The sequence below is a fragment of the Clostridium sp. AM42-4 genome (genome assembly GCF_003480105.1).
Taxonomy (GTDB): domain Bacteria; phylum Bacillota; class Clostridia; order Lachnospirales; family Lachnospiraceae; genus Brotaphodocola.
In genome coordinates this window covers 41,896-62,750 of the sequence record NZ_QUIK01000021.1, presented here as the reverse complement: position 1 = coordinate 62,750, position 20,855 = coordinate 41,896, and the positions used below count along the sequence as shown (strand labels likewise).

18 protein-coding genes are annotated in these 20,855 nt (G+C 46.5%); 1 reads left to right on the top strand and 17 read right to left on the bottom strand.

The window, feature by feature from the left end:
- Positions 1–50 precede the first annotated feature (50 nt).
- From DW922_RS14565 to DW922_RS14510, 12 genes are all read right to left on the bottom strand, one after another.
- Entirely contained in the window at positions 51–953 is a 903-nt protein-coding gene (locus DW922_RS14565) for a LysR family transcriptional regulator (RefSeq protein WP_118720525.1), read from the bottom strand.
- Positions 954–1,064: 111 nt separating this feature from the next.
- Positions 1,065–1,982 (bottom strand): orotidine-5'-phosphate decarboxylase, encoded by a 918-nt coding sequence (gene pyrF / locus DW922_RS14560; RefSeq protein WP_118726957.1) that lies wholly within the window; start codon positions 1,980–1,982, stop codon positions 1,065–1,067.
- A 40-nt stretch (positions 1,983–2,022) separates the two neighbouring features.
- Entirely contained in the window at positions 2,023–3,390 is a 1,368-nt protein-coding gene (locus tag DW922_RS14555; protein ID WP_118543556.1) for a solute carrier family 23 protein, read from the bottom strand.
- Between the two features lie 40 nt (positions 3,391–3,430).
- Positions 3,431–4,372 (bottom strand): carbamate kinase, encoded by a 942-nt coding sequence (gene arcC / locus DW922_RS14550; RefSeq protein ID WP_118533788.1) that lies wholly within the window; start codon positions 4,370–4,372, stop codon positions 3,431–3,433.
- Positions 4,373–4,391: 19 nt separating this feature from the next.
- Positions 4,392–5,804, bottom strand: a complete 1,413-nt coding sequence (locus tag DW922_RS14545) for a TIGR00366 family protein (RefSeq protein WP_177304577.1) — start codon at positions 5,802–5,804, stop codon at positions 4,392–4,394.
- A 92-nt stretch (positions 5,805–5,896) separates the two neighbouring features.
- Positions 5,897–6,598 carry a DUF6198 family protein gene (locus DW922_RS14540; protein ID WP_118533790.1) on the bottom strand — a complete coding sequence of 234 codons (702 nt, stop codon included), beginning with the start codon at positions 6,596–6,598 and terminating at the stop codon, positions 5,897–5,899.
- A gap of 22 nt (positions 6,599–6,620) precedes the next feature.
- On the bottom strand, positions 6,621–7,823 hold the full coding sequence (locus tag DW922_RS14535) for an amidohydrolase family protein (protein WP_118533791.1): 1,203 nt from the start codon (positions 7,821–7,823) through the stop codon (positions 6,621–6,623).
- 39 nt (positions 7,824–7,862) lie between these two features.
- The gene (locus tag DW922_RS14530; RefSeq protein WP_118533792.1) at positions 7,863–9,269 is read right to left on the bottom strand and encodes an amidohydrolase family protein; all 1,407 of its coding nucleotides are present in this window, start codon (positions 9,267–9,269) and stop codon (positions 7,863–7,865) included.
- 67 nt (positions 9,270–9,336) lie between these two features.
- Positions 9,337–10,137, bottom strand: a complete 801-nt coding sequence (locus tag DW922_RS14525) for a cyclase family protein (protein ID WP_118533793.1) — start codon at positions 10,135–10,137, stop codon at positions 9,337–9,339.
- A gap of 39 nt (positions 10,138–10,176) precedes the next feature.
- Entirely contained in the window at positions 10,177–11,604 is a 1,428-nt protein-coding gene (locus tag DW922_RS14520; protein WP_118543544.1) for a DUF1116 domain-containing protein, read from the bottom strand.
- Between the two features lie 15 nt (positions 11,605–11,619).
- Positions 11,620–13,176 (bottom strand): acyl-CoA synthetase FdrA, encoded by a 1,557-nt coding sequence (fdrA, locus tag DW922_RS14515; RefSeq protein WP_243032256.1) that lies wholly within the window; start codon positions 13,174–13,176, stop codon positions 11,620–11,622.
- Positions 13,163–14,035 carry a DUF2877 domain-containing protein gene (locus tag DW922_RS14510; protein ID WP_118543542.1) on the bottom strand — a complete coding sequence of 291 codons (873 nt, stop codon included), beginning with the start codon at positions 14,033–14,035 and terminating at the stop codon, positions 13,163–13,165. The genes fdrA and DW922_RS14510 overlap by 14 nt, the downstream gene beginning before the upstream one ends.
- A 180-nt stretch (positions 14,036–14,215) precedes the next feature.
- Between DW922_RS14510 and DW922_RS14505 the strand changes: the two genes are divergently transcribed.
- Positions 14,216–15,817 carry a PucR family transcriptional regulator gene (locus DW922_RS14505; RefSeq protein WP_177304576.1) on the top strand — a complete coding sequence of 534 codons (1,602 nt, stop codon included), beginning with the start codon at positions 14,216–14,218 and terminating at the stop codon, positions 15,815–15,817.
- On the opposite strand, the gene DW922_RS14500 is transcribed toward DW922_RS14505, so the two are convergent.
- The 5 genes from DW922_RS14500 to DW922_RS14485 all read right to left on the bottom strand — a co-directional run bounded on the left by DW922_RS14500 (position 15,814) and on the right by DW922_RS14485 (position 20,788).
- Positions 15,814–16,344, bottom strand: a complete 531-nt coding sequence (locus DW922_RS14500; protein ID WP_118533798.1) for a nitroreductase family protein — start codon at positions 16,342–16,344, stop codon at positions 15,814–15,816. The two genes, DW922_RS14505 and DW922_RS14500, sit on opposite strands and share 4 nt — an antisense overlap.
- 34 nt (positions 16,345–16,378) lie before the next feature.
- A complete protein-coding gene (locus DW922_RS17740) occupies positions 16,379–16,636 on the bottom strand; it encodes a hypothetical protein (RefSeq protein WP_177304575.1) in 258 nt (85 codons plus the stop codon).
- Positions 16,637–16,725: 89 nt separating this feature from the next.
- Positions 16,726–16,944: a 4Fe-4S binding protein gene (locus tag DW922_RS14495; protein ID WP_182436890.1), complete on the bottom strand. Its 219-nt coding sequence runs from the start codon at positions 16,942–16,944 to the stop codon at positions 16,726–16,728.
- A complete protein-coding gene (locus tag DW922_RS14490) occupies positions 16,941–18,167 on the bottom strand; it encodes an AI-2E family transporter (protein WP_243032255.1) in 1,227 nt (408 codons plus the stop codon). Before DW922_RS14490 ends, DW922_RS14495 begins: the two co-directional genes overlap by 4 nt.
- A 2-nt stretch (positions 18,168–18,169) precedes the next feature.
- Positions 18,170–20,788 (bottom strand): cation-translocating P-type ATPase, encoded by a 2,619-nt coding sequence (locus DW922_RS14485; RefSeq protein ID WP_118726954.1) that lies wholly within the window; start codon positions 20,786–20,788, stop codon positions 18,170–18,172.
- Positions 20,789–20,855: the final 67 nt, after the last annotated feature.

Genomic DNA, 20,855 nt, shown 5'->3' with positions numbered 1-20,855 from the left:
TGGATATATAAAATGAGCTGCCGCACGTTAGTGCGACAGCCCCTTTTATGTTAGTCTACCGCAAAACGCTTCAGTGCTTCTATGTAATGCATGGCAAATTTTCCCGGCACCACCTGTTTGTGCGTGATATACCCGATTTCCATGTAATCATCTGCCTCCAGCGGCACCGACACAATGTCCCTGCCATTCAGGGTTTCATTGATCACACCACTGCAGATGGTATAGCCATTCAGGCCGATCAGCAAATTAAACAATGTTGCCCGGTCACAGACCCGGATGTCTTTCCGGCTCTCCAGCGTACTTAAAATCTCCTCGGAAAAATAGAACGCATTGTGATCTCCCTGCTCGTAGGAAAGCCTCGGATATGGCTCCAGATCCTGCAGAGTGATCTTTTCCAGCTTGGCCAGCGGATTTCCCGATCCGACAAACACATGAGGCTTTGCCAGAAACAGCCGTTCAAATTTCAGATTATGCTCCTTGAAGGTTTTTCGCAGAACGTTCTCGTTGAACTGGTTTAAATAGAGCACCCCAATCTCACTTTTCAGCTTTGCCACATCCTCAATGATCTCATAGGTCTGGGTCTCCCGGAGCCGGAAATCGTAAGTCTTACCTCCGTAAGTCTTGAGCAGTTCCACAAAGGCTTCCACCGCGAAGGAATAATGCTGGGTAGAGACACAGAACTGATGACGCACCGGAGCCGCGCCGGAATAACGTTCCTCCATCAGGCTTGTCTGGGTAATGACCTGTCTGGCATAGCCGAGAAATTCCTCACCCTCCGAAGTCAGGATAATTCCCTTGTTGGTTCTCTGGAAGATGGTAATGCCAAACTCATGCTCCAGTTCCCGGATAGCTGCCGTCAGACTGGGCTGGGAAATATACAGCTTTTCAGCTGCCCTGCTGATGCTCCCGGCCTTCGCGGTCTCTACGATGTATTTTAGCTGTGTCAGTGTCATAGGTGTGTCCTCAAATTTCATAAATTATGATTTTTCTTTTAATTCTACCACATTCCACTGAAAAATAAAATTTTGTTTTCTCCTCTGTACACTGCTGTGCCCTGCTCTGTCTTACAGAACACTGTTAATATCTGCAGCCATATCAACAACTGCCTGTCTGGATGCTTCTTCAAAGTGCTCTGCACCAAACTTTGCGTATTTCTCCTGACGATACGCTGCAATAATGCCGCGTGAAGAATTGACAATTGCTCCAAGTCCATCTTCATTGAAACAATTCTTTAAATCTTTTGCTGTACCGCCCTGTGCACCATAACCAGGTACCAGGAAGTAGGTTTTGGGCATGAGTTTTCTTAAAATAACGCTCATCTCCGGGTAGGTTGCTCCTACGACCGCTCCGACATTACTGTATGCGCCATCCATAGATATCCTGCCCCACTCGACCACCCTGTCAGCAATATGCTCATAAAGCGGTTTACCATCAATCAGCCTATCCTGAAACTCCCCACTGGAGGGGTTCGAGGTTTTTACCAACACAAAAATGCCTTTATCCTCTGCATTGCAAACATCAATAAAAGGTTTTACTCCGTCACTTCCCAGATACGGGTTCACAGTAATAAAATCTGTATTGAATATAGAACAACTATTGTTTCCAACTTTCACTCTGCCCAGATGAGCTGATGCGTATGCTGCTGAGGTAGAACCGATATCGCCGCGTTTTGCGTCAGCAATAACCACAAGGCCTTTCTCATGGCAATATTTCACAGTCCTGTCATATGCCTTCAATCCTTCAATACCAAACTGCTCGTACATGGCAATCTGTGGCTTCACAGCCGGAATCAGGTCCCAGGTATGATCCACGATCTCCTTATTAAAATTCCAGATAGCATCTGCTGCTCCTTCTAACGTCTCACCAAACTCTCTGAAGGACTTCTTTAAAATATATTCCGGAATATAATTTAACATCGGATCCAGTCCAACACAGATCGGTGCCTTTGTTTTCTGAATCTTTTCAATTAATTTCTGAATCATGGTCTTCTCCTTAGCAGCACGTACAACGTACCACATTCTTTTATTCTTCTTTATCCCGTAAAACAAAATTCAGCAATATATTCAGTCCCACACCACAAAGTACAGCAATAAAAACCTGTGAGGTGCACAACATATTTAAAAATGGTGGAAGGCTGTCTGCCCACTCTTTATAAGTAGAAGTGCACTGATACGGAAGCATAACTGCCAGCGTCAGAGTAATCCCTGCTACCAGCGTGTTTCTCAGAGTTCTCGGTGATGACACAATGGAGTCAATTCCGGAAAACATAATGGAAGCCGCAGAGATCAGGAACACTGCCCCAATAACCGGTTTCGGAATTCCGGCAAGAATATATGCCATTTTCGGGCAAAAGCCATACAACAGGAATAAAACACCTGCATATTGGGTTACCCGCCTGGATGCCACGCCGGTAGCTGCAACAATGCCGATATTCTGTGTGTAGGAAGTACACGGCAAGCCTCCAAAGAGGGCTGTAATCATGCAGCCAAGTCCGCTGGCCATGATTCCTTTATCAATATGTTTCACACGGTAAACCTCATCACAGGCTGCGCAGGTTGCCGCATAATCCCCGACAGATTCAAAAATAGCTCCCATATAGCCGCTGAATCCACCAATAATGGCCGCTGCTGTAAACGTGATTACTGCGTTTGGCTGTCCTGACAGCCCTGTAAATGGAAATAAACGTGGAATCTTTATCCACGGTGCGGCATAAACTGCATTCCAGTCAAAAATTCCCAGAAATGAAGAAACCACAACTCCGACGATAACAACCGTAATAAGGATAAAGCCCTGGGATACCATTCCTTTCGTTTTAAATTTCAGTATAAGCGCCAACAAAAACGAAATCAGCGCAAGAACCAGATATAATGGTTCCTGTCTGGAAAAAGTCCACTGAACCGCGATTCTCGCTGCGACAAACCCAATTGCTGTCACCACAGAACCAACTACTACCGGAGGAAGGAAAGCTCTTACCTTGCTTACTGTCTTTGTAATTCCGAGGATTGTCTGAATCAAACCTCCAATCAGCGAGGCTCCCCACACTGCTGGCAGACCGTAAACAGCCGCAATGTTTCCCATGGATGACATAAGTGCGGAAGAGGATCCCTGAACAATGGGAAGGCGGTTACCTACCGTTGTCTGTAAAAATGTGCAGATTCCCATACAGAAGAAACATGCGCAAAGCAACGTCGGAACAAAATCCGGCTGGTCAATTCCTGCTAAAGAGGCAAACCCTGCTGCCCACATAAACGGTGTAAAATCTACCAGAGTAATCTGCAATGCAAAAAGAACGGCCTTCCAGCATGGTTTTGGCACATCCTCAATTCCATATGCAATTTCAATATTTGATTCAGGCTGTTCTTCAAAAACCGGCTGTTCTGGATTATACATAAAATCTCTCCCTTCCCATTTTAAATCTTCCTGTTCTTTATTAAACCATAGATATTTCTGTTCCAGTCCGGCCTTCAATTCCTTCTTCCGCTTTTTCAAGAAGCGTAATCAAAGCCTTTCTTCCATGACCGGATTTTGCAAAGGCGACCGCTGCCTCTACTTTCGGAAGCATGGAGCCCGGAGCAAACTGCCCATCCTCTATATAAAATTCTGCTTCTCTTACACTCATATGCTCCAGCCATTTTTGCCTTGGTGTGCCGTAAAAAATCGCAACTTTTTCAACAGCTGTTAAAATAATCAGGTAATCTGCATTTAACTCTTCCGCAAGTTTTTCTGAAGCAAAGTCTTTATCGATAATGGCTTCTGTTCCAAAATATCCGTCTTCCTCTTTTACTACCGGAACGCCTCCGCCTCCGCAGGCAATCACAATCTGTCCGTCTTCTACCATTTTCCGGATCGATTCCAGTTCCAGAATCTGCTGCGGCTTTGGAGACGGAACAACTCTGCGGATGCCTCTTCCTGCATCCTCCGCAAACTCAAATCCTCTTTCTTTTCTCAGAACTTCTGCCTCTGCTTCGGTGACATACGCACCAATCGGCTTAGATGGATTTTTAAACGCATCATCATTTGGATTTACTTCCACCTGCGTAAGAATGGTTGTGATGGACTTTAAAATTCCACATTTCTCGAGTTCATTGCGCAGTGCCCTCTGCAGATCCAGTCCGATATAGCCCTGGCTCATTGCAGTGCACACAGACAGCGGACAAAGCTCATAATGCTCCGGATCCTGCTTATGCAAAGCAGTCATTGCCTTCTGGATCATTCCGACCTGTGGTCCATTTCCATGTGAAATTACAACCTGATGACCGGCCCGAACCAGTCCGGCCACGGCCTTTGCAGTTCCTTTTACTACCTCTGCCTGCTCGGAAATTGTCTTACCAAGTGCATTTCCTCCCAGAGCTATCACAATTCGTTTTCCCATAATTCTTCTCCATTCGTTTTTATAAAAATAGTAATCCTACGGATATAATCACCAGAAGTGCCAGCAGACAAATCACACAATATCCCATAACATCCCTGACTTTCAGTTTTGCGACTTCCAGCACCGGAATCAGCCAGAACGGCTGAAGCAGATTACAGCAGGAATTGCCCCAGGAAAGTGCCATTGCTGCCTTTCCTTCCGACACAGCCGGCATAAAGCTCTGGACCGCCTGCATTACAATCGGCCCCTGAACCGCCCACTGGGCTCCGCCGCTTGGTACAAACAGCTTTACGATCACCGCGCTCAGGCAAGTGAAGAGCGGAAAGGTCTGCACATTGGAAATATGTACAAAAAATCCGGCAATCACCTGTGCGATGGAAACACCGGTTGAACCGCCGTGATAGCTGATCAATCCGGCAATTCCGGCATAAAACGGCATCTGAAGCACAACGCCAACCGCTCCGCCCAGAGATTTTTTTACTGCCGCTACCGTACGTACAGGAGTTTTATACATTGCGATCGATGCAAACAGAAAGATCATATTCACCTGGTTAATAGAAAGTGAAAATGACTGTTTTTTGATATAAAGAGAATCTACAAAACTCCAGATTACGCAGAAAAAGCCAATAAACGCAATCAGACCATTTAAAAGTACAGATGTTTCCAACTTTTCAGCCGGCGTCATCTCACTGCGTGGCCTGTACTGTTTTTCCACCGTCTCCTCAGCGAAGATTGCCGGATCCACAGTTTTTGTTTTTTCAGGAGACGGATGCATAGCCGTAATCAAAAGGCACAGCACAATTGCTCCTACCAGATAAATAAACAGGTTGTATGGCGCAAATACCGTTTCACGAAATGGAATTCCCGTTGTACTCCATACCCCATCGAATGTCCAGCCTCCGGCAACATTGAGTGCAATCGTTCCGGATATTCCTACCAGGCAAAACGCGTTTCCAACATAAGCGGCCGCTACCAGAAGCGGATAATGAATTCCCTTTACCTGCTTTGCCACTTCCTGTGCCAGGACCGCGCATACAATCAAAGCGGCTCCCCACTGTAAAAAATACGCGACCATACCCACTGCGGAAACTAAAAGCAGTGCCTGTCTCGGAGTTTTCGGAATAGACGCAATCTTTACGATGATGCGGTGAACCGGTTCTGTATTGGCAAACATCGTTCCCGTCACCACAATCAGAACCATCTGCATCCCAAAGCCAAGAAGATTCCAGAAACCGCCATACCAGCCATCGTACACCAGATTCACCAGCCGATCCGCCACGGTAATTCCCTCTGCCGGCGCAATTCCTGTAACTGGAACCGCAACCACAAACAGGATTACCGTAAGAAGCAGCACCAGAATATACGCATCCGGAAGAAAACGGCTGATTAATGCCACACTGCCATCTACCAGTGCATCAAATATTTTTTTCACAATTTTCACCTCGTTCTGCCCAAAAGTTTCCAGTTTCCTGGTTCTAAGATTTTACAAGTAGAGCCGCCCTGTTTATAAGGCAGCTCTCACTTTTAATTCATAATCTTCTGAAATTTCTGGTAAAACTCCGGGAATGAAGAATCAAAACTTCCGGCACGATCCAGCATTTTTCCAAAAAAGCCGATCAGCGGAGCATTTACGATTGTTGCAAGAACTGTGTTTAATCCGACCATATTAAAAGCAAACCGGCGGAATAACACCAGCATAAGAACTACTGCAATCAAAAGCGCTGACAGATCAAACAGCCATTTCACTTTTGTCATATCTTTCTGATACGTATCCGTTACATCCTTTACGAACATTTCATAAGCTTCCTGAGGAAGATACGTTCTCAGGAAAAAAGCTATGGCCAGTGAAGTGATCAGAATTCCAAAAACACAAGCCATTCCGCGCTGCCAGTATACGGTATACTGTTCCGAACCTAATACAACATACCACAGATCCAAAATATTTCCGTAAATAAACGCCGTAACAAAAGATAACAGATACTTCCACTTAAAGCGCCGCACAGCAAAGGCCAGCACGATCAGCAGCAATCCCTGAAAGATATACTCTGATTTTCCAAAAGTAAACCAGGGAATTGTTTCTGAAATACGCAAATAAAGCACGTAGGCCGGTGCAACTACCATTGACACGCCAAATCCGCTTTTCGCCGACAGGCAGACCCCCAGTGGGCACAGAATTATTCCCAGGACATACGCAATCTCTGCAAATCTTCCTTTCTTATTTTCCATATGCTTCTCCTTTTTGAAGCTGTTACTTTACGGTAATATCAACGCCGTTCTTAATAACATAAGCCGGTGCTGTGTGATGCCAGATTGCATGGTATACATCCTCATCCTGAAGTACTACCAGATCTGCATCTCCGCCTTCTTTCAGTTCATGGTTTTTGATTCCAAGAACCTTTGCGGCGCTTGTTGTGATCATGTCGTAAAGCAGCTCCATGTCGTCGAAGCTTACCATGTGGAGTAAATGGCTTGCCAGGAAAGCTACCTGAAGCATATTGCACTCACCGTATGGATAGTAAGCATCTGCTATATCATCCTGTCCAAGAGCAACCGGCACGCCTGCCTTCAGAAGGTCTTTGACTCTTGCATGCAGCGGACCGGTATGCGGATCGGATACCACACCAATCTGGGCTTTCTTTAAGAGGGAAACGAGCTTTCTGAAGTAGTTCTCCGGATACAGCTCCATGGCACGGCAATGCTGTGCGGTTGCTCTTCCCTGCCAGCCCATCTCGATGACCTTTTTGCATAACATCTCCAGGGTTCTCTCCTCTGCATCACCTACATCGTCCAGAAGCATGGAAATGTCTTTGTCATACTCTTTTGCGTAGTTACACATAGAATTTACATGGTCTAACTCCTCTTCTTCAGTGAACTCGATCCACGGGATTCCGCCTACTACATCGGCACCAAGATCCATAGCCTGTTTGATCAGTTCTTTTGCTCCCGGCTCTCTGGCAACACCATCCTGCGGAAATGCAACGACCTGAATATCCAGGCGGTCCTTATATTCCTCTCTTCCACGGATAACACCTTTTACGCCTTCCAGTCTGGCTTTGCTGTCCACATCTGCAAATGCGCGGATATGGGTATTGCCGTATTTCACAGCAAGATCGCATGCCTTACGGACATTCTCAATGATCCACTTTTCATCATAGCATGCCTTGAAATCTGCTGCTCTCTCGATGGAAGTCATAGCACCGCCCATGTTATTGTCGTTGTACTCTTTTAATGCAGCCTGTCCGGCCATTTCCAGAGTATAAACCTTACACAGATGAAGGTGTCCGTTTACAAAGGACTCGGTTACCAGGTTTCCTTTTGCATCGATAACCTGCTTTGCCTCGCCCTCTACTGCAGACGCGATTGCCGTGATCTTTCCGTTCTCAATTCCGATCTCAACTAGTTCTTTTCCGGTATTTCTTGTTTTTGCGTTCGTAATCTTAATATCCAGCATATGTAAACCTCCATTATTTTACATGATTCAACATTTTTGCTAACCAATATCCTCTTTCAGACTTTCAATCCTTGCGGATGCCCTGGTGAGAAGATCTTTTCCTACCTGGTTTACGTAGTCACGCTTCTCCTCTTCGCTTACCTTTGTAAGTTTTCCAGAAGATACTACTAATTCCCCATTTACTACTACATTTTTAACAAGACGAGGATCGCCGCTCTCTACAATGCATGCCACCGGATCATAGCATCCGCCTGCATAAGTCAGCTGATTCCAGTCCATCTGGGCGAAATCTGCTGCCATTCCAGGTGCCAGATAACCGATGTCATCCCGTCCAAGAACTTTTGCTCCGCCTGCCGTTGCCATATACAGATAATCATCCGGTGTTGCCGCCTTATCACCCCAGGTAAGACGATTTAACAGATATGCGCACCGGATTTCCTCCAGCATATTCGATGAATTGCTGCTGGCAGCTCCATCTACACCAAGACCAATTCTTGTGAGACCGTGTTCCAGATAAGAAGGCACCGGACATGCACCGGAACTTAAAAGCATATTAGAGATCGGGCAATGTGCCACTCCGGTTCCGGTCTCTGCCATCTGCGCAATTTCTTCTTCATTCAAATGAATGCAGTGGGCAAAATAAAACCGTTTGCCAAGCAAACGGTGCCGTTTAAACCACTCAAATGGCCGGCAACCCCAAGTCTTCAGCGTATATTCCACCTCATGCTGGCTCTCTGCCAGATGACCGTGAACCATAATGTCATACTCTTCTGCCAGATCTACTACAGCTTCAATGATATCTTCCGTTTCATACTGGGCAATGCTCGGAGCGATGCCAACCTGGCACATGGAAAAACGGGACCGGTCATGATATTTTTTCACCAGTCTGATCGTGTCTTCCACAACACTCTCTTTTGTATCCACAACTTCTGGCGGTACAATACTGCTAGGTACAGAGTGGAATCCTCTGGTCGGATGGAAACGGATTCCAATTTCTGCCGCGGCCTCAATTTCCGCGTCAACCAGATATTTTACTCCCACAGGATGCGGATACCAAAGATCATTGGAAGTCGTACATCCAGTTTTAAGCATATCTCCCAGACCAGAATAAACACCAGCACGAGCCACATCCGTATTCAGATCTTTATAGATCTCATACATAACAGTCAGCCACGGTTCCAGCTTCAGTCCTCTTGTTGCCTGGATATTGCGGATCAGAGACTGCCATGTATGATGATGCACATTTACAAAACCCGGAAGAATCACCGTTCCTTCTGCCTCTACCACATGGTCAATCTTTAATGTTCCTTCATATTTTTTCTCCAGATCCGTTCCTACATCCAGAATTTCTTTTCCTGAAATCAGCAGATCACCATGACGGATTTTCTCTCTTTTCTCGTTCATGGTAATGATCCAGTCAGCATTTTTATATAGCGTTGTCCCCATACAGACTCCTCCTTTTCGTTCAGAGGGTTCCCCCACGAAACCCTCTGAACCGGCCTGTTACTGTTCTTTATACATCCTCGAAACCATCGAATGCCACGATACGGCTGATGCAGCTTTCTCCATCCTGGAACTTCCACGGGAAGCATCCGATTACAACACGCTTGTTGGACAACTTATCGATCTCACCTCCCATGCACTCTGCATGGATTGCCTCATACGGCTGGCCAAACAACTCTAAATGCATTGCCTGGTAATGCTCCGGCCACGGATAAATCTCATTTAAGGATTTGCCATATTTCTTGCGGAAAATAGCGTCGCACTTTTCAGCCTCCATCGGCTCCCAGTCACGGATCTTAGTATTCATCGGATGATCTGCGGAACCGCAGTCAACTCCCAGCCATTTAATCTTCTTTTCACGTACCCACTTGATAAAATCAAGAGACGGACCCGGGTGACGCAGCATATAGCGGCGCTCATCTGCCTCCGGCTGGTCAAATCCATACTTATGATAACCAGTGTTGATGATCAGGATATCTCCCTCACGTACCTCAACGCGCTTCTCGATATCTTCCGGGGTATAGATGCCGAAATCCTCTGCCATATCAGACAAATCAACTACAACACCCGGTGCACACAGCTTGGTTAATTCCAGAGCTGCAATATCTCTTCCTGCGGTGTCGAAATGACGCGGGCCATCCAGATGGGTTCCTACATGATTGGAATGGGTCACAAGCTGTCCATTTGCTCCATTCGGTGCCAGACGCTTGAAATACTTCACCTGAAGCGGCTCATAGGTTGGCCACGGCGGAGTACTGATTCCAATCGGAATACTTAAATCGTAGATTTTGATGTCAGACCACTTACTCATAATTATAAATCCTCCTTAATATATAAATATTTTTATTATCTAGTTTGTCCATGCTTTTGCGCATGCTTCGATGGCTTTTGTAAAACAGCCTTCCGGCGGATTTACAAGACCTGCTCCAATCTGTCCAACGCCGTAATCCTTGTGAGCAATACCAGTATTGATGATCGGGCGGATTCCAGTCTCCAAAACCTTTACAATGTCGATTCCAGTTGCGCTGCCTCTGAAGTCCAGTACCGGAATTTTATAGGCATTTCCTTCCCCTTCTGTAATCTCGTACATCTGAGAAGAGTAGTTGATCGCATCCTGAACCTGGCCTCCTACAAACTGTACGATAGCTGGTGAAGCTGCCATACAGAATCCGCCAATTCCGGTTGTTTCTGTAATACAGCTATCTCCGATATCCGGATTTGCGTCCGCTTCGGAATATCCCGGGAAATAAAGACCGCGGATATATTCGGACGGTGCCGTAAACCACTGGTCTGCGCCAAGTCCGGAAATCCGGATGCCAAATTCCACACCATTTCTGCACATGGTAGAAACAATGGTGCTGTACGGAATTCCCAGAGTCGGATCCATCGTAGCTTTACAGGACGGCATAGACAGATTCAGAAATGCATGGTCATTTCCATTGATAAATGCAATTGCCTCCTGCTGCTGCTCCAGCGGAAAATGGGTCTTGTAAACATCTGAAAGAATCTCACGGATAAACAAGGACGTGCCAGCCTTATTTCTGTTGTGCCCCTCGTCTCCCATCTGCAGAGCCTGCGCAATCATAACTTTCATATCGATCTCGCCATGGATTTCCAGTGCTTCTTTCAGTACCGGATAATAAACCTTTTCCATCTTTCTCAGGCGGTCAAATACCTCTTCATCACAAGCTCCAAACCGCAGTACCTTTCCAAGTCCTTCGTTCATAGTGCAGTACGCATCATTTCCGAAAGTTTTGTTTACCACATGCCATACCGGCATAGAATAAGTAACAATACCAGCCATCGGACCTACTGCATTGTGATGATGGCAGGAATCAAAGGTAATCTTTCCGCTTCCGGCCAGTTCTTCCGCTTCCTTCATATCCTTTGCCAGTCCCTCATAGATCAGGCCGCCCATAACAGCGCCTTTCATAGGACCGCACATGTCCTCCCACTTCACTGGCGGGCCAGCATGAAGGATCGTCGTTTTGGTCATGCCAGGAATTGCTTCTCCGGCAGTTGACATTCCTACCAGCGCTGGCTGAGCCGCAAGGATTCTGCGAAGTGCCTCCTTGTTTGCGGCTGCGATCTTCTCTGCCAGATTCGGATCCTTTAACTGTTTTAAATAACCGGCAATCTTTTTATCTCCGCCAGCCACCGGTTTCCACGCAACATGGACCGATTTGACATTCTGCTTTTTCAGGTCCTGATAAAAAGACTCAATACCGAAATTGACTACGCATAATTCTTTCTCAAATAACTCATTTACCTTGCTCATGTTCTTCCTCCTCCCCTACAGATTTTTCGTGATCAGTTCTACAAATCTCGCTGCCTGTGCATTGGACGGAAGTACAATTGCCCCTGCTCCTGCCAGTTGGAGAGATGTTGCTGTACGGTTTTGCGGATCACCCTCTGTTCCGCATACAGTAGCTACCACAGACAGGTAACGGCCTTCTTTTGCTGCCAGTTCCTTTGCCTTCCGAATCGCATCGGATAAATCCTTTGCCGGATCCTCGTGGGAACCATAGCCAATCACACAGTCTACCAGGATCACAGCGGTTTCCGGATCCTTTGCCTCCTCGACCACACGCTCTGCTCTAAGGGATGGATCAATCATCGGATGCGGACGGCCAACAGTAAACTCATCATCTCCGAAATCCAGGAAAGTATTTTCCCGTGACTTTCCATTTCTTGCGTTTTCCAGTTTATCTTCCGCTTTCAGCGGGATATTGGAATAAATATGTCCCATACTTCCGATCAGAAGTTTCATTGCCTCATCGCAAATGGTTCCGCCGGTATAAAGGCCTCTCACATATTTCTGCCCCTGGATCATGCCGGCTCTTTCCTCTGCGGCCAGCGCTTCCGCTTTCTCAAGGCCCATGGTGAAATCTTCAAAATCCGATACGGCCTCTCCCTTTGCCAGTGCCACTGCCTTATGCGCTGCATCTTCCAAGGATACTGCTGCATATAATCCGGCTTTTTTAATTTTCTCTGCGTCACCACCAATGAAGCAGACTACAACCGGCTTGCCAGCATTAGCAGCAATCTTTAAAATCTGATCCTCCACATCCTTTGCCGGCGGTTTAGACACCAGCACAATAATCTCTGTCTTCGGATCTTCAATTAGTGCGTTCAGGCACTGCTTCATCATGATTCCGCCAATCTCACTCTTTAAATCTCTTCCACCAGTTCCGAGGAGCTGGGAAACACCTTCACCAAGCTGGTCGATAATAGTGGAAACTTCCTGCGCACCGGTTCCGGATGCACACACAAGACCGATTTTTCCAGGCTTAATCACATTTGCAAATGCAAGCGGTACATGATTGATAACTGCGGTTCCGCAATCTGGACCCATCATCAGGAGTTCTTTGGATACTGCGTACTCTTTCAGTGCTTTTTCTTCCTCGATGGTGACATTATCACTGAACAGCATAACGTTGATGTCACGATCCAGGCAGTCTTTTGCAACATCTGCCGCAAAACGTCCCGGAACTGAAATCACTGCCATGTTCAGATTTTTTTCCACTTTTATGGCTCCATCCAGAGTCGGCGGGAAATACTCTGCCTTGCTTTTTTCTGCTTTCTTGTTCAGCAGTTCATCTACCTTTTCCACTACTTTTTTGAAGCAGTTCTCGTCATCACAATCCGCTGCCACAAAAAAGTCATTTGCGGTTACATCCTCAAAGCCGTCTGCATCTAAGCCAAGATTTCCCGCAATCTCACGGTTCAGATCCGTTCCCATGCCTACCAGTGCTTCGGAAACACCTGACAGATTTTTTACATCTTTCGAGATGATCATCAGGGTTACTGAATCGTAATAGGTGTTTTTTCTGATTTCAAGCTTTACCACATCTGTTTCCTCCCATCTTATTGCTATCGATAACTCCATAATACATGCCGGTCAGGAAATCACATCCCGAGCTGCTTCCGAAACAGGCAACACGTTTCAGAGCTGTGCGAATCTGTTCTGTGTCGCAGTTTGCAAATCCTTCCAGAAGACCAAGAACATCCTCTGAAAACATTCCTTCGCCCGCATGTTTCAACAAAGATCCACTGACATCGTTTGTTCTGGATGCCGCTGCACCGGTGACTGTTTCCGCAAACCCTTCCCAGGGATAATTCTCTGGCCACGATACTATATAGCCACAGAGAAAATCATCGGAAGAAGGTGTCAGGCCCGGCCCTCCTCCAGCCAGCTGCCCTGCCGCATACACCGCTGTTTCCCGTTCTCCATTCTGCACTGCTTCTCGAAAGGCTTCGATCCTCGATGCAAGAAAAGCGGAAAACACATCCTCTGTTCTTCCTTCAATTAACCCATGAATTCCTTTTTCCTCCTGATGTGAAAGAAAACTTCGGATGAAATTGGCTGCCGCCGGATTCAGGATCTCACTCTGTCTTTTCTTCAGATTCAGAATCTCAAACGTTTCAAACTCAAACACCTGATAAGTTCCAATCCAGAGCCCCTGCAGATTTAACCGCATTTCTGTTCCCCTGGAACGTACCAGTTCTTTCACAAACATGAAATCACCGCTCCAGTCGAGATTTAGGGAAAAAGGCTGAAGGCTCTTTTCTTTTGCAAGAAAGGTAACCAGGCCGTTTTCATATGCCATATTCATGGCTCTGTGAAAACAGGAATGTAAAGTTCCTTCCAGTGTCTGTTCCGACAGCGCTTCGTATAAGCGACTGCAGATCCGAACCCGCACCTTCATTTTCCACTCCTCCCTTCTCCGTCTTGTGAACTCTTCACAATATTTTTTGTTTGCTTTGTTTTTTATCTTTGTTATGTTTCATATTATAATCACTAATTTTGTCATTTTCTATGTTGACTGTTCACAATAAACTTCTTATACTTTTGGTAAGCGTTTCAATTTTGAATGGAGGAAGCCCAGATGAACTACTATATTGAAGAAGCCTATTACCCAACCGTAAAGGAGCTTTTAAAACTCCCTATTTTTTCGACCAGCTATCTTGCTGCCGGTGAAAGTGGGTTAAACCGCACTGTTTCCGGCATTAACTTAAGCGACAACCCTGATTACGGACAGTGGATTTCCCCGGGTGAACTGATGATATCCACCTGTTTTTCTGTCTATCAGGACCCTGATGCCATGAATGCCTATATTCCTACTTTAGTGCAAAACCAGATGGCCGCATTCTGCATCAAACCTTCACAATACCTCGACAACGTTGTTCCCCCCATTATGATCCAACAAGCCAATGAAGCTGGCTTTCCGCTCATTGTACTTCCGCCCGACATGCAGTTTTCCCGTATTACCCAGGTACTTTCCGACGAACTGACCCGTCGCCGGACTGCGCTTTTGCGAAATACCCTTTCTGTAAACCAGATGCTGACCCAGACCATCACCGAGGGAGCCAATCTAGATGAGATTGCTTTCATGATTTCCCAGCTTACCGGCGGCAGTATCCTCATTGTAGACAGCGTCAACAACCGCCACAGTATCTTTCTTAAGGAAGAAGACCGCAGCGATTTTAAGGCAGACTCCGAATCTCAGATGATCAATACACTTATCCAGCACTCCCAGGCGCACGATCTGACATTAGGGGACCACTCCTACGGCTGCCTTTATATCTACAACCCGACCCAGTCTCCGGCGCTTCCCCCGGAGCTTTTATCGCAGGTTCTCACCGCCATTCCACTGGAAATCACGCGGGAACAAAGTGTCCGGGAACAGGGAGATTCTCTTTTCACCAGTTTTCTACTCCATCTTCTATCAGACCCTATCGTAGACCATCAGCTTGAACAAACCCGCGCCGATGAATTTAAGCTCACACTCGCTGACAACCACCTAATTCTGCGTTTAAAAACACAGATTCAGGATGAAAAAAATCAATATAAAAAAAATTTTCAGCACACACTCCTTATGGGCAATATCCGTTCTGTTTTTTCAAGGTTGGGACTGGACGTACGGATTGTCCCTACTTCCGATGATTACCTGATCCTGCTGAACGCCCCTGCATCCAGTTCTGATCTGGAACATTTATCACACCATATTCCAAAGCTGATCACATCACTTGCCCAGGAATATCCGGATCTTCATATTTCTGCCGGCTGTGGCCGCCCTCACCCGGGTATCCGCGGAATCGTCCAGAGCGATACTGAAGCCCGCACCGCACTGCGCACTGCGCTGCTGAACCAACAGACTGTTCTTGATTTTGAAAATCTCGGTCTGTTACGTCTTTTGTACGCTGCGGACCCAGAAAAAGAAACCAGCCTATTCGTCCAGGAACTGCTTGGTCCGCTGATTGAAACCGATTACCAGAAACACACAGATCTCTTAAAGACTCTGGATTATTATTTTGAATATGCCGGAAATGTAAAAAGAATCTCAGAAGAAATGTTTACGCATTACAATACCATTGCGTACCGCATCAAGAGTATCCAGGAAATTACAAAAAAAGACCTCCATAACAGGAATGATCATTTCCTGCTGGAGGCCGCTGTCTATCTTTATAAATTTAAGGTCCGGTTTTAACGTACTTCTACGATATAACCTTCTTTGCGGGGAGCTGCTTTCGGCTCCTCGCCTTCCAGGTATCCAAGTGCCACTGCACCGACACCTCTTAAGTTTTCCGGAAGATTCCACTGTTTCAGAAGCTTCTTTCCTTCTTCACTGTCAAAAATTTCTTTTTCCCTGTGTACCCATACACTGGAAACATCACACGCTTTTGCTGCCAGCATCAGATAGCAAAGTACGTTTGTACCATCTTCCACCCAAGTGCTCTTGCTGCCATCTGCCAGAACCAACGCAATAGCCGGTGCTCCATAGAACGGATCTGCATTCTCATCTCCCATGATCTTCGCGTTCAGATGCGCAATGTGATCTCGCATGGTTTTATCTGTAACTGCAATGATGACCGGTGACTGTCTACCACCGCCTGTCGGTGCATAAGTTGCAGTCTCCAGAATCTCCTGCAATACATCTTCCGGGATCATAAGATCCTTTTTATAACTGCGCACAGAGCGTCTTTCCTTCATGATTTTCAACAGTTCCTGTTTCATGATCCTCATCCTCTCTTTGGGTTTTCTTTTAAGTTCATTGTAACAAATAAACTTTACAAATGTTCCCAAAAGAAAGGCTTTGAAATTGTGAGGTTTTATTTTCCGGTCCCAATCCACTTTCCCATTCATCCAGCGCGGCTTTCTCGTAGTCGTCCAGTTCCTGTTTCCGCTCCGTCTGCCGTGTCATCTCCTTCACCACCAGGCGGGCATCTGCTGCCATGTAAGGACAGTGCAGCACCTGTCCGGAACCGACACTGTTGTTTTCCGGCCAGTATGCCTTGATGTGTTCCATGCGGCAGGGCTCATAGCCTCAGGCAACCGCAAAGAATTCCAATTTGCTTTTTCTGCTAACTTCCAGCCCTGCTTCCGTTCATTTTCTCACTACTGATCCGCTTCGCTTCCCTTGGCCACCGCCCCGATCGGACAGATCTCATAACAGATTCCGCAGCCATCGCAAAAACGTAAATCGATCCGGTAATGTCCCTGACGCGGCACCAGCGCATGAAGTTGGCATTTCTGAGCGCATCGCCCGCAGCGGGTACAGCTGTCCAGGATATAATATACTGCTTTTTCCTTGTGGGATTCCATTTCGTTTGTCATTTCGCCGCTCCTTCCTGCAATTTCTTTTCCGCATCCATCCATTCCTGCGCGGTATATTCTTCCACCGCTGTCGTTGTCACCCGTTTTATATGTTTTTCCTTCAGTCGCAGATACACAACTTCCCTGAAAACAGTATAACAAACAGATGCAAGCGGAATAAAGATGAGCATCCCCGCAATTCCCATAAGATTTCCGCCGATGGTAACTGCAGCAAGAACCCAGATGGACGGAAGTCCGACGGAACCTCCGACCACATGCGGATAGATCAGATTCCCTTCAATCTGCTGAAGCAGCAGAAATACAAGGATAAACAGCATTGCCTGTTTCGGACTTACCATAAAAATCAGAAAACAGCCCACTGCGCATCCGATAAACGCGCCAAAGATTGGGATCAATGCAGTAAAGGCGATCAGGGTTCCGATCAGCAGTGCATAGGGCATTTTCAAAATGCTTAACGTGACGGCAAACATGCTTCCGAGGATCACAGCCTCCAAGCACTGTCCTGTAAGGAAATTGGCAAATGTCCGATAAATCAGGGAACAGATTTTAAGAAGTGCATTTGCTTTCTGTTTTGAAAGAAACGCAAAACATACCTTTCTTATCTGTATGTGCAATTGTTCTTTCTGAAAAAGAATATAGCAGGCAAAAGAAAATGCAATGAAAAAGGTGGCAAGTCCGCTGACGATCGAGCTCACTGCTGACATGGTCGTGCTCATCATATTTCCCGCTCCGCTGCCAAGAATGCTGATTCCCCACTGAATGGCCTGATCTGGCTGAAACTGGATCTGATTTACATAATTCATAATATTCTGGTTGTTATGTGAAAAATCCCGAATCCAGCTTTGCATCTGCGGAATAAAATCGGCAATGCTCATCATCAGTGTTCCCATAGTCCGGGTGAGCTGCGGGATCACGCCAAACATCACCAGTACCATGACACTGACAGCCAGTATCATGGTCAGAAGAAGGCTTACCGGTCTGGCAAGCTTTTTGCCTTTTTTCTTTCCGGCTTTGATCTTCCCAAAGATCATCTTTTCCAGAAAGCTCATCGGCACGTTGATGACAAAAGCAATTGCTCCTCCCAGTGCAAAGGGGAATATGATTCCCCATATTGTTTTCAGCACATCGATCACAACTTCAAATTTCCACAGCGCAGCTGCCAGCAGTGCTGTGAAAATGATCAGTTCCCGAATTTTTTTCATAGATAGCTTACTGAAATCCATTATTATTCTCCATTTTTTCCTAATTTCGTGCGAATCCACTTCAACAACTGAATGATCGGAAGACTGGCAAAGGCATACAGATATACGCAGCCGAGCTGTGCCGGATTGAGAGTCTCCACCTGAAATACATGATGAAGGCCGGGAATGGTCAATACTGCGGTGATCAGTACTGCGCCGAGCACAAAGGCTCCCTGCAGCCATGGATTGTTAAAGAACCGATTTGTAAAGATAACCGGATGATCCGACTTGCAGTTAAATCCATGGAACAGGCGTGCCAGACAAAGTGTTCCGAACGCATACGTACTGCCAAGCAGCGCGCCATCCTGGTGATATCCTGTCAAAAATGCGATCATTGTCATCGCACCGATCACAAAGCCCTCCAGACCGATTTTGCCGAGGAAATCCTTTGTCAGTATTGATTCGTCCGCAGATCTTGGTTTCTCATTCATAACATCACTGTCAGAAGGCTCCACGCCAAGTGCGATGGCCGGAAGGCTATCCGTCAGAAGATTAATAAACAACAGGTGTACCGATGCGAACGGAACCGGAAGTCCTGCGACTGATGCATACAGAACCGCTAAAATTGCTCCAAAATTTCCCGACAAAAGGAACTGGATCGCATACTGAATGTTCCGATATAAATTTCGTCCATTTTCTACTGCTTTTACAATGGTTGCAAAATTGTCATCGGTAAGCACCATGGCGGCAGCATCCTTTGCCACCTCGGTCCCGGTGATTCCCATTGCGACACCGATGTCCGCCTGCTTTAGCGCCGGAGCATCATTCACACCGTCTCCGGTCATTGCAACGATCATTCCTTTTTCCTGCCATGCACGGACGATACGGATTTTATGCTCCGGGGAAACCCTTGCATACACAGATATATCCGGGACAAAATCCTTCAGCTCCTCATCACTCATTTTCTCGATATCCGCACCCTCGCAGGCTTCCGATAAATCATGCAGGATTCCAATTCTTTTTGCTATGGCCGCTGCCGTAATTTTATGATCTCCTGTGATCATGACCGGCCGGATTCCTGCTTTGATGCATTCTGCGACGGCGGCCTTTGATTCTTCTCTCGGCGGATCCATCATAGCAATGAGGCCGAGAAATACGAGATGAGCCTCATCCTTTGCTGTTAATACATGCTCCTTTGGAATTTCGCGATAGGTAAATGCCAGTACACGCAGGCCTTCCATTGAAAAATCACGGTTCTGCTGCTGTATGGTTTCTTTATCTGCTTCTGTGATTTCGCGGATTCCGTCTTTTGTCCAAATCCGTTCCGTCAACTCCAGCAGACGGTCGACTGCTCCTTTTACGATCATCCGGTTTTCACCGTTTATCCTGTGAAGTGTTGACATCATCTTACGGTCACTGTCAAATGGAAGCTCTCCTTCTCTCGGATAGCGGTTTCGTACGCTTGCGGCCTCGATTCCGTACCGGCTTCCCAAATTGATCAATGCAGTTTCTGTCGGATCCCCGATTTCCACTCCGTTTTCATTCGTCGAATCATTACATAAAATACTGCACTCCAGAAGATAGTTCTGTGCCGGATCTGCTATATCAATTTCTGCTGCCGGGATCCGTTTTCCTTCTACATAGTAATCCTCAACCGTCATTTTATTCTGTGTCAGTGTTCCTGTTTTATCCGAGCAGATGACGGAAACACTTCCAAGGCCTTCCACTGCCTGCAGTTTTCGGATGATCGCATGCTCCTTTGCCATCTTCTGTGTTCCGAAGGAAAGGACAATGGTCACGATCGAGCTTAACGCTTCCGGAATTGCCGCAACCGCCAGTGCTACGGCAAACATGAATGCATTGCTGATCTTTTCACCTCGAAATACGTTGATTGCAAATAAAATCCCGCAGAATACCAGAATCAAAACGGATAATTTCTTTCCAAACTCTTCCAGACTCACCTGTAACGGAGTCTGTTTTTCGGAAGTTGACTTCAAAAGTCCTGCAATCTTTCCAACCTCCGTCTGCATTCCTATGTCCGTTACCACTGCCTTTCCGCGTCCATATGTCACAAAGCTGCCGGAAAAGAGCATATTGGTCCGATCTCCAAGCGGAGCCTCTGCCAAAATAGCCTCCAGGCCCTTTTCGACTGCAAGACTCTCTCCGGTAAGAGCACTCTCATCAACCTTAAGACTTGCATTTTCAATCAGCCTTGCGTCCGCCGGGATCATATCGCCTGCTTCCACCAGGATCACGTCTCCAACCACCAGCTCTCTCGCCGGAAGCTGGATCGTGGAACCATCGCGCAGTACCTTGGCCTGCGGTCCTGCAAGCTTCTTTAAGCTCTGCAAAGACTGTTCCGCTTTTATGGTCTGCACAGTGCCCAGGATCGCATTGATCGTGATCACGATCAAGATCACGGCCGCGCTTTCCTCATCGCCAAGCATGCCGGATATGATGGCCGATGCAATTAAGATCAGTACCAGAAAATCCTTATACTGTTCCAGAAAAATCTGGGGGATACTTTTCTTTTTCCCCTCTGCAAGTTCATTCCAGCCACACCTTTCCCGGAATTTTCTGGCCTGCTCACTGGTGAGGCCTGTCTCGCTGCTTTCCACACGGTCCAGAACCTCTTTCACCGTTTGCTGATAAAATTCCTTCATCACTTCTGCCTCCTCTGTTTAAGCATTTTTCCACTGTATTTCTTATGCAATGAAGGTTTTTCAATTA